Below are 9820 nucleotides of genomic sequence, written 5' to 3'. Positions count from 1 at the left end.
GGAGAGCTGCGGCGCCCACTGGACGGGGGTGTGCGGCTTGGGCCCGAACCCGCCTCCCGTACGCGCCGCCGGGCCACCCGTAAGGCGACCGCGCCCGCCGGCGCGCCGAAGCAGGCCGAGACGGAGGCTCCGGTCGAGGCCGAGGTGCCCGAGGCCGTTGTGGAGGCGCCCGCGGCTCCGGCCGCTGCCGTTCCTGCCGCCGACGAGGCCGCCGACGAGGCGCCGCGTGGGCGTGGCCGTCGTCGGGCGACCCGTAAGGCGACCGCGCCCGCCGGCGCGCCGAAGACCGAGCCGAAGACCGAAGAGGCCCCCGCCGAGGAGTCCGCCCCGGCGGAGCCCGTGGCGGCCGAGGCCGAAGAGGCACCGCGTGGGCGCACGCCGCGCCGTCGCGGTGGCCGCAAGGCCGCCGACGAGGCGGCTGCCGCCGCGCCGAAGTCCGAGGCCGCTGCCGCCGAGGCCGCCGCGCCGAAGCCCGAGGCCGAGGCCGAGGAGCCGCCGCGTTCGCGCCGCCGGGTGTCGCGCCCCGCTGTCGCCGTGTTCCAGGCGCCGGTCTTCACCGAGCCGATGTTCCAGACCCCCGAGACGGCCGCGGCTGCCGCTGCCGCCCGGATGGCGGAGCCGGACTTCATCGAGGACGTGGAAGAGGACGAGGAGGAGCAGGAGACGGTCGTCGAGGCGCCTCCCGCGCCGCAGGCCGCCCCGCAGCGGGGCCGCCGTCGCCGTCGCCGCGGTGAGCCCGCCGAGGACGAGCGCGCGGAGCGCGTCGAGCGTGTCGTCGAGACCGCGCCCGCCCCGGAGGAGCCCGCCGAGCCCGCCGAGCTCGTCGAGGAGGAGCGGGACGAGGAGGACTCCGCGCAGGACGACTCCGACGAGGCCGAGGACCGCAGGGCGCGCCGCCGTCGCCGTGGTGGCCGTCGCCGTCGCCGTGGCGAGTCCGTCGACGCGGAGGATTCCGAGGAGCCGGACACGTCCGACGAGGCCGCGGCCGACCGGGCCGACGAGGACGCCGACGAGGCCGACGAGGACGAAGCCGACCAGTCGGGTGCGGGTTCCGCCTCCAGCCGCCGTCGCCGCCGCCGTCGCCGCCGCAGCGGTGACGCGGGCCCGGAGTCCGAGGCCAACGGCGTCGACGACCCGGAGCGTACGGTCGTCAAGGTCCGTGAGCCGCGCAAGAAGGAAGCGGAGCGCGAGCCGGGCACCGGCTTCGACGAGGTCCAGTCCATCAAGGGCTCGACCCGTATGGAGGCGAAGAAGCAGCGCCGCCGCGAGGGCCGTGAGCAGGGCCGCCGTCGCGTCCCGATCATCACCGAGGCCGAGTTCCTGGCGCGCCGCGAGGCCGTCGAGCGCGTGATGGTCGTCCGCCAGCACGGCGACCGCACCCAGATCGGTGTGCTCGAGGACAACATCCTCGTCGAGCACTACGTCAACAAGGAGCAGTCGACCTCGTACGTCGGCAACGTCTATCTGGGCAAGGTCCAGAACGTACTGCCGTCGATGGAGGCCGCCTTCGTCGACATCGGCAAGGGCCGCAACGCCGTCCTGTACGCGGGTGAGGTGAACTTCGACGCGCTGGGCATGGGCCACGGCCCCCGTCGCATCGAGTCCGCCCTCAAGTCCGGCCAGTCGGTCCTCGTGCAGGTCACGAAGGACCCGATCGGTCACAAGGGCGCCCGCCTCACCAGCCAGGTCTCGCTGCCCGGCCGCTACCTGGTCTACGTGCCCGAGGGCTCGATGACCGGCATCAGCCGCAAGCTGCCCGACACCGAGCGCTCGCGTCTGAAGACCATCCTCAAGAAGATCGTCCCCGAGGACGCGGGCGTCATCGTGCGCACCGCCGCCGAGGGCGCGAGCGAGGACGAGCTGCGCCGTGACGTCGAGCGCCTGCAGCAGCAGTGGGAAGACATCGTCAAGAAGTCGAAGAGCAGCGGCGCGACCAGCGGTCCGACCCTGCTCTACGGCGAGCCGGACATGACCGTCCGCGTCGTGCGCGACATCTTCAACGAGGACTTCTCGAAGGTCATCGTCAGCGGTGACCAGGCGTGGGAGACCATCCACGGTTACGTCTCGCACGTCGCCCCGGACCTGACGGACCGGCTGTCGCGCTGGACGTCGGAGGTCGACGTCTTCGCGACGTACCGGATCGACGAGCAGCTGATGAAGGCGCTGGACCGCAAGGTCTACCTGCCGAGCGGTGGTTCGCTGGTCATCGACAAGACCGAGGCGATGATCGTCGTCGACGTCAACACCGGCAAGTTCACCGGTCAGGGCGGCAACCTCGAGGAGACCGTCACCAGGAACAACCTGGAGGCGGCCGAGGAGATCGTCCGTCAGCTGCGCCTGCGCGACCTGGGCGGCATCGTCGTCATCGACTTCATCGACATGGTCCTGGAGTCCAACCGCGACCTGGTGCTGCGGCGCCTGCTGGAGTGCCTGGGACGCGACCGTACGAAGCACCAGGTCGCCGAGGTCACCTCGCTGGGCCTGGTCCAGATGACCAGGAAGCGTGTCGGCCAGGGCCTCCTTGAGTCCTTCTCCGAGACCTGCGTCCACTGCAACGGGCGCGGTGTGATCGTGCACATGGAGCAGCCGGCCGCCGCGGGCAACGGTGGTGGCGGCAAGCGTTCCAAGAAGCGCGGCCGCGGTGGTGCGGAGCTCGATCACGAGCACGCGGAGCTGCCGGAGACCGAGGTCGAGACCGAGGCCGAGCTCGCCGCCGAGGTGGCGGCGCCGACGGCGCTCCCCGAGCCCGAGTTCGTGCCGGACGAGGAGCTGTACAGCAGCCCCGCGGAGGCCGAGGCGGCTGCCGGCCGTGGCCGTTCGCGCCGTCGCGCGTCCCGCAAGGCGACGGCTCCGGCCGGTGCGCCGAAGGCGGCGGAGCCGGTGTACGTCCCCGAGCCGGAGCCCGCTCCGGAGCCCGAGGCCGTGGCGGAGCCCGAGCCCCAGCCCGAGCCCGAGGTGGAGCAGGCGCAGCCCTCGCCCGAGCCGCAGCCGGAGGCCGCCCCGGTCCGTACGCGGCGTCGTGCGACGCGCAAGGCGACGGCTCCCGCCGGTGCGCCGAAGAGCGCCGGCGCGCCGGCGGCCGAGGAGGTCCAGGTCGTCGCCCCGGCCCCCGTGGCCGAGGAGCCGAAGACCGAGGAGCCGAAGGCCGCGGAGCCGGTGGCCGCCGAGGTCCCGGCCGAGCAGCCCGTGGCCGAGGAGCCGGCAGCGGCGGCTCCGCCGCGTGCGCGCCGTCGTGCGACCCGCAAGGCCTCCGCGCCCGCGGGATCGCCCAAGGGTGCGGAGGAGGCGGCCGTGCTGGTCGTCGAGACGCCGGTGACGGACCAGAGCGCCGCCGAGCCCCGGCCCGCCGCCGAGCCCGCCGCGGAGGCCGAGGCTCCGGCTCCGGCCAAGAAGGCGACGCGCAAGGCCGCGGCCAAGAAGGCCCCCGCGAAGAAGGCGACCGCCGCGAAGAAGACGGCCGCCAAGAAGACCGCGGCCAAGAAGACGACGGCCAAGAAGGCGTCGGCTTCGAAGAAGACCGCGGCCGCGGAGCAGCCGCCGTCCGGCGTTGACGCCTCCACCGAGGCCTGACAGAGGGAAATGAGGGAGGCCACCCCGAGTGGGGTGGCCTCCCTCATGCGTGTCCGTCGTCCGCCGGTTCCCCTACCGGTACGCGGTCTGTACCCGGGCAGTGGACCCGGCGCCGGTCAGCGCTGCTTCAGCCGTGCGACCGCGCCCCGGACGATGTCCACCCGGCCCACCCGCAGGCTCAGGAACTTGCCGCTGCTTGCGGGCTTTGCGTACCAGGGCAGACCGAAACGGCGCCAGTGCAGTGGTGCCAGATCCCTCTGCGGCGGCACGGGCGCCGTCCATGCCGCGTTCTTTCCCGACGCGAGCCGGAGCGTCGCCACCCACGTGCCGACGGGGAGGCCGTCGACCGGCACGTGGGCCACGAAGCCGTTCGTGCCGACGGGAGAGACGGGGAAGTCGCGCTTGTCCCCGTCCTCGCCGGTCATCCGTACGCACAGCGTGTCGACCGGCAGCGCGGACAGCTTCCAGGAACCGGTGACCGTGAGGGTCGCGCCCTTCCCCTCCGCCCGGGCGGTGCCCGTCACGCTCAGCTTGTCCGCCACTCGATGCTTGTTCTCGCCGACGTCCACGTTGAGGTTGTCGTACGGATGGGTGAAGTAGAGGGCGACGGCCATCGGTTCCTCGTGGCCGTCCCCGTTCACCACATACGTCCGGGGACTGCCCTCCACCGTGGGCAGACGCTTGTGGCCGATACGGATCTCCCGCCGGACACCGCCGGCTTCGACGGCGAGGAAGACGTTCCAAAGCCCCTTGGGAAGCCTGCCGCCGTCCACGGCGCGCATGAGGTCCACCGTCACGGCGAATCCGGCGTCGGGATAGTCGAAGAGACCGCCGTCCTCGTCGGCGCCCAGACCTGTGGTGGGGACGGTGGCGACCGGGAATCTGTGCTCGGCCTTGGTGGTGAGTTCGCGCAGTATCAGCTCCGCACCGGTACGCGGTTCGGTGACCCGGCGCAGATAACCGTGCCCTTCGAGGGTGAGCCGGGAACCGTCCAGGGACACCGTGTCGAGACGGTGGCGGGCCTGGAGATCGCGGGTGATGTCGTAGCACTCGTCGGGTATGCCGCGGTCGGCGTCACGGAAGAACGGGAGCCCGACGTACGCGCGACCGTCCTTGATCAGCACATCAGGAGAGGTTCCGGCGGTCCTGTGCCGCCTGTCGACTCTCTCCAGTTCGATCAGTTCGTCGAGCAGGCCGCGCCGGATCAACTCGCAGCGCAGCCGGGTGATGGCGTTGACACGCTCCTTGAGTGAGTCGGGGTACGAGCGGGAGAGGAGTTCCTGCAGGTCCGTGAGGCCCTTTTTCCGCACCGCCTCGTCCGGTTCCGCGACCAGGTGGATCAGGGCGTGGAACATGTCGATCGACAGGTGACGGTTCATCAGGGTGTCGCGGTCGGGCCCCGCCGGGACGTGCTCCTCGACCAGGTCGACCATCATCCGCAGGGTCTGGATGCGCTGTTGCGAGCCCCGGGTGGTCAGTGTGATGTTCCCGCCGTCGTCGCGCTTGACGATGTAGAGGCACTCGTAGTCCGCGACCACGGATATACCGTCGGCGTTCAGGTAGGCGAGCGCCGTGAAGAACTGGTCCTCGCACACCTTGTAACCGGTCGGGAACCGCAGCTTGTGCCGTTCGAGCAGGTCGCGGCGGAACAGCTTGAGCGGATTGAGGGCCCAGTACACCCGGGACGAGAAGACGTCGGTGCGCGGCTGGTTGCGTAGGAACATCGACGCGGGAGCCCCCCGGCCGTTCACGCCCACCATCTTGCCGAGGACGACATCGGTCCTGTTCTTCTCGGCCGCCGCGAGCATCCGCTCCAGCGCCTCCTCGCCGAGGTAGTCGTCTGCGTCGAGGAAGAAGACGAAGCGGCCGGCGGCGTGCTCCAGGCCCACGTTGCGGGGACCCGAGGGGCCACCGGAGTTCTCCTGGTGGAAGACCTTGAACAGCCCCGGATAGTCGGCGGCGAAACGTTCCAGTTCCTCGCCGGTCCCGTCGGTCGAGCCGTCATTGACCGTGATGATTTCCATCCGGCCGTGTCCGATCGACTGCTCGACGACAGAAGTGAGGGTCCGTGTCAGGTAGGGCATGGCGTTGTAGGCGCCGATGATCACGGATATGTCAGGTCTGGTCACAGGCCGATTCCCGTTCGTGAGATTCAGAGGTGTGGTGCGCACCGCGTTCAATGCCGAGCTTGCGGTCGAGGACCTGGTGAACGCGGTCTTCGCCCCGCTGCTCCCACGACCTGCCGTGTCGCCTCCAACAGGCGAATTCCATGCGGCGACACCCTCCATGGCTCCCCTGCTGCCTAAGAGCGCTCCAGGCGCATCTGTGGCAACGGTAAAGACCAACGAGTGAGTAATTGGTTGTGGTCGGAGAACCGAAAGTGTTCTGAGTCACTTCGCCGGGGGATGGCAGGGCTGGTGAGTTTGCTTCCGGCAGACGCCGATGCGGCTTGGTCCTTCACCGCCTGAAGGACCAAGCCGCATCGGGGATGGTTCACCCGCGTCACCCGCGCGGACCGGCTACTGGCTTGCAGTGCCGAACGTCGCTCCCGCTGCCGGGAGACCGCCTGTGCCCGGCTGGTACGTCGTCATCGGCTCGTTTGCTCCGGCGATGATGTCTACCCACGGCAGCGCGTGGACGGTGCCGTACGAAGACGGGCCATTGGGCATGCCCGCACAGAGGTGAGGGCCGGCCGCGGTGATATTGGCGCCCAGGCGCTGTGACGCTGTGCCGAATCGGTCGCCCTTTTCAGGAACCCCGGCCACGCCGGCCCCCCACCATGCCGGCGTCGGCGGCATCGCCCAGGGCCTCACCGGGAAGGCCCACGGCGAGGTCGGTGCAGCCGTCCAGGTTGTGGTCGAAGACGGCCAGAGCGTCCCCGAAGCGGTCGTTGGGCTCGGCGCCGCCGGGCAGGTTGGGGGAGTCCTGATGGATCTCCGCAGTTCCCTTGCCGGCTCAGTGGACGATCCGGACCAGTCCGGCCTTGGCGTCGGCGCCGACGGTGGCCTCGGGGTCGGCAACGGCGATGTCCCGCTGGCCGTCACAGTTGAAGTCGGTGGGCCGGGCAGGCACGGCTGTGGTGGCGATCCAACTGCTCAGGCCGTCGGCCCGGGAACTGACCGCGCCGGTGTGGAGGTGAACGCCGAAGGCCGACTCACGGCGTTCGGCCACACCGAGGACAACAACATCTCCTGGATCGGCCTCGACAGCTTCTCGGCGGCCTGGCACTGACGGCGCCCCGCCCGCCCCCGCCCCCGCCTGCCTGCCCGAAAACGATCTCGGAGGATCAGCCGTGCCCGTCCACCACACCAGCCGCCGCACACTGCTCACTGCGGCTGTCGCCCTGCCGGCCACGGTTGCCGGTGCTCCCTTGCTCGCCGCGCCGGCGACAGCACCGACGGCATGAGGGTTATCTGCGACCGGCAGCCCCTCGTCCTCGAGCCCGATGTCACGCCCGCCGCCGACACACCGGTGGTACGCGTGGTGAATGTCGCGGGGACGCGCTTCCTGCAAATGCGGGGCGGCCTCTCCTGTGACTTCGCCGCCGACTCCACACTGGGCGCACTTCCCGCGGGGTCGGTCCTGCCGAAGCTGACCCGCGCGGTCTGTCCGCGCGACAACTCTCGGGGCATCAACGCCTGCCGGGTGGATGCGAACCCCCAGGGACTGGTCAAGGTGTACGGGGCCACGTCGACCAACAGGATCACCTGGATCGACCTGGGCGACTTCTCCTCCGCCCTGGCCTGATGCCCCACTGCCCTGGGACTGTGACCGCTGGGCCCGGTTTGACCCTCCCTGCAGGGGCCCGTACTCTTGACCGTCGGCGTGTTTTTGTGCACGCCATCTCCTGAGCACCTCCCTTCCGGCACTCCTTCGGGATGCCGTTAGAGGCCGCTCGTCCATTCGGATCTGTCGCGGGCCCCACGGCCCGTGCGAACGGCTGGCATCAGGGGTCCCGTCCCGAGCGAAAGAGAGATCAGCGTGTACGCCATCGTGCGCAGCGGTGGTCGTCAGCACAAGGTTGCTGTCGACGACATCGTTGAGGTTGACAAGATTCCCACGGCCAAGGTTGGCGACACGGTCGAGCTCTCGACCCTGCTCGTGGTCGACGGCGACTCCGTCACCAGCGACCCGTGGGTCCTGGCCGGCATCAAGGTCACCGCCGAGGTCGTGGACCACCACAAGGGTGCCAAGATCGACATCCTTCGGTACAAGAACAAGACCGGCTACCGCCGTCGCCAGGGTCACCGCCAGCAGTACACGGCGATCAAGGTCACCGGTATCCCCACGGCTGCGAAGTAAAGGGACTGAGACATGGCACACAAGAAGGGCGCATCGTCCACTCGGAACGGTCGCGATTCCAATGCCCAGCGGCTCGGCGTGAAGCGCTTCGGCGGTCAGACCGTTCTCGCCGGTGAGATCCTGGTCCGCCAGCGCGGCACCCACTTCCACCCGGGCACGAGCGTCGGCCGTGGCGGCGACGACACGCTGTTCGCGCTCGCCGCCGGTGCGGTGGAGTTCGGCACGCACCGTGGCCGCAAGGTTGTGAACATCGTTCCGATCGCCGAGTAATTCCGGCTTTCGTCGAGCGGTACGCACAGCATTTTCCGAGGGCGGACGCTCTTTCCCGGATGACGGGGAAGCGCGGCCGCCCTTGGCGCGTTACGTATGTAGACATTTCCGCATGTACTGGAGGACCCACCCATGACCACCTTCGTGGACCGCGTCGAACTGCATGTCGCCGCGGGTAACGGAGGCCACGGCTGCGCCTCCGTACACCGTGAGAAGTTCAAGCCGCTGGGCGGTCCCGACGGCGGCAACGGCGGGCGCGGCGGCGACGTCACCCTTGTTGTCGACCAGTCCGTGACCACCCTGCTGGACTATCACCACCACCCCCACCGCAAGGCCACGAACGGCCAGCCCGGCGCGGGCGACAACCGTTCCGGCAAGGACGGCCAGGACCTGGTCCTGCCCGTTCCCGACGGCACCGTGGTCTACGACAAGGACGGCAACGTCCTGGCCGACATGGTCGGACACGGCACGACGTACGTCGCCGGTGAGGGCGGCCGCGGCGGCCTCGGCAACGCGGCGCTGGCCTCGGCCCGCCGCAAGGCGCCGGGCTTCGCGCTGCTCGGTGAGCCGGGCAAGGGCGGCGACATCGTCCTGGAGCTCAAGACCGTCGCCGACGTGGCGCTGGTCGGTTACCCGAGTGCCGGCAAGTCCTCGCTGATCTCGGTGCTGAGTGCGGCCAAGCCGAAGATCGCGGACTACCCGTTCACCACGCTCGTCCCCAACCTCGGTGTCGTCACGGCGGGCTCGACCGTCTACACGATCGCCGACGTCCCGGGTCTGATCCCCGGTGCGAGCCAGGGCCGTGGCCTGGGCCTGGAGTTCCTGCGCCACGTCGAGCGCTGCTCGGTGCTCGTGCACGTACTGGACACGGCGACGCTGGAGTCCGACCGTGACCCGCTCACCGACCTCGACGTGATCGAGGAGGAGCTGGCGCAGTACGGCGGCCTCGGCGACCGGCCGCGCGTCGTCGTCCTCAACAAGATCGACATCCCGGACGGCCAGGAGCTCGCGGACATGATCCGCCCGGACCTGGAGGCGCGCGGCTACCGCGTCTTCGAGGTGTCGGCGGTCGCGCACCTGGGCCTCAAGGAGCTGTCCTTCGCGCTGGCCGAGGTCGTCTCCAAGGCGCGCGCCGCGAAGCCCAAGGAGGAGTCGACCCGGGTCGTCATCCGTCCCAGGGCCGTCGACGACGAGGGCTTCACGATCACCGAGGAGGACGGCGTCTACCGCGTGCGCGGCGAGAAGCCGGAGCGCTGGGTGCGCCAGACCGACTTCAGCAACGACGAGGCCGTGGGCTACCTCGCGGACCGCCTCAGCCGTCTCGGCGTCGAGGAGAAGCTGATGAAGGCCGGTGCCCGTGCGGGCGACGCCGTCGCGATCGGCCCCGAGGAGAACGCGGTCGTCTTCGACTGGGAGCCGACGGTGATGGCGGGTGCGGAGATGCTCGGCCGCCGCGGCGAGGACCACCGCCTGGACGCCCCGCGTCCGGCGGCGACGCGCCGCCGGGACCGCGAGGCCCAGCGCGACGACCCGCAGCGCGAGTACGACGAGTTCAACCCCTTCTAGGGGAGCGCGGGCGGGGCCGGCGGGGGGGGGGCGCCCCCCCCCCCCCCCCCGGGGGGCCCCCCCCCCCCCCCGGGGGGCCCCCCCGGTAGATGACACCGCGTGTCTACACTAA

Annotated in this window: 7 protein-coding genes; 6 read left to right on the top strand and 1 reads right to left on the bottom strand. The window is 70.5% G+C overall.

The window, feature by feature from the left end:
* Nucleotides 1-30 precede the first annotated feature (30 nt).
* The gene (locus tag ACWD0Y_RS35060; RefSeq protein ID WP_450264310.1) at nucleotides 31-3570 is read left to right on the top strand and encodes an Rne/Rng family ribonuclease; all 3540 of its coding nucleotides are present in this window, start codon (nucleotides 31-33) and stop codon (nucleotides 3568-3570) included.
* Nucleotides 3571-3686: 116 nt separating this feature from the next.
* Here the strand turns inward: ACWD0Y_RS35060 and ACWD0Y_RS35055 are convergent, their stop codons facing one another.
* Entirely contained in the window at nucleotides 3687-5699 is a 2013-nt protein-coding gene (locus ACWD0Y_RS35055; RefSeq protein WP_450264309.1) for a glycosyltransferase, read from the bottom strand.
* 598 nt (nucleotides 5700-6297) lie between these two features.
* On the opposite strand from ACWD0Y_RS35055, the gene ACWD0Y_RS35050 reads away from it, so the two are divergent.
* From ACWD0Y_RS35050 to obgE, 5 genes are all read left to right on the top strand, one after another.
* Entirely contained in the window at nucleotides 6298-6801 is a 504-nt protein-coding gene (locus ACWD0Y_RS35050) for a hypothetical protein (protein WP_450264308.1), read from the top strand.
* 171 nt (nucleotides 6802-6972) lie between these two features.
* On the top strand, nucleotides 6973-7317 hold the full coding sequence (locus ACWD0Y_RS35045; RefSeq protein WP_450264307.1) for a hypothetical protein: 345 nt from the start codon (nucleotides 6973-6975) through the stop codon (nucleotides 7315-7317).
* A 234-nt stretch (nucleotides 7318-7551) separates the two neighbouring features.
* Complete coding sequence (gene rplU / locus ACWD0Y_RS35040) at nucleotides 7552-7872, top strand: 50S ribosomal protein L21 (protein ID WP_028813461.1); 321 nt, start codon at nucleotides 7552-7554, stop codon at nucleotides 7870-7872.
* 12 nt (nucleotides 7873-7884) lie between these two features.
* On the top strand, nucleotides 7885-8142 hold the full coding sequence (gene rpmA / locus ACWD0Y_RS35035) for a 50S ribosomal protein L27 (RefSeq protein WP_093800874.1): 258 nt from the start codon (nucleotides 7885-7887) through the stop codon (nucleotides 8140-8142).
* A gap of 132 nt (nucleotides 8143-8274) precedes the next feature.
* On the top strand, nucleotides 8275-9708 hold the full coding sequence (obgE, locus tag ACWD0Y_RS35030; protein ID WP_450264306.1) for a GTPase ObgE: 1434 nt from the start codon (nucleotides 8275-8277) through the stop codon (nucleotides 9706-9708).
* Nucleotides 9709-9820 lie beyond the last annotated feature (112 nt).

The organism is Streptomyces altiplanensis (assembly GCF_053591575.1).
Note: the sequence above shows the minus strand (reverse complement) of the source record. Positions and strands in the feature narration are given on the sequence as shown.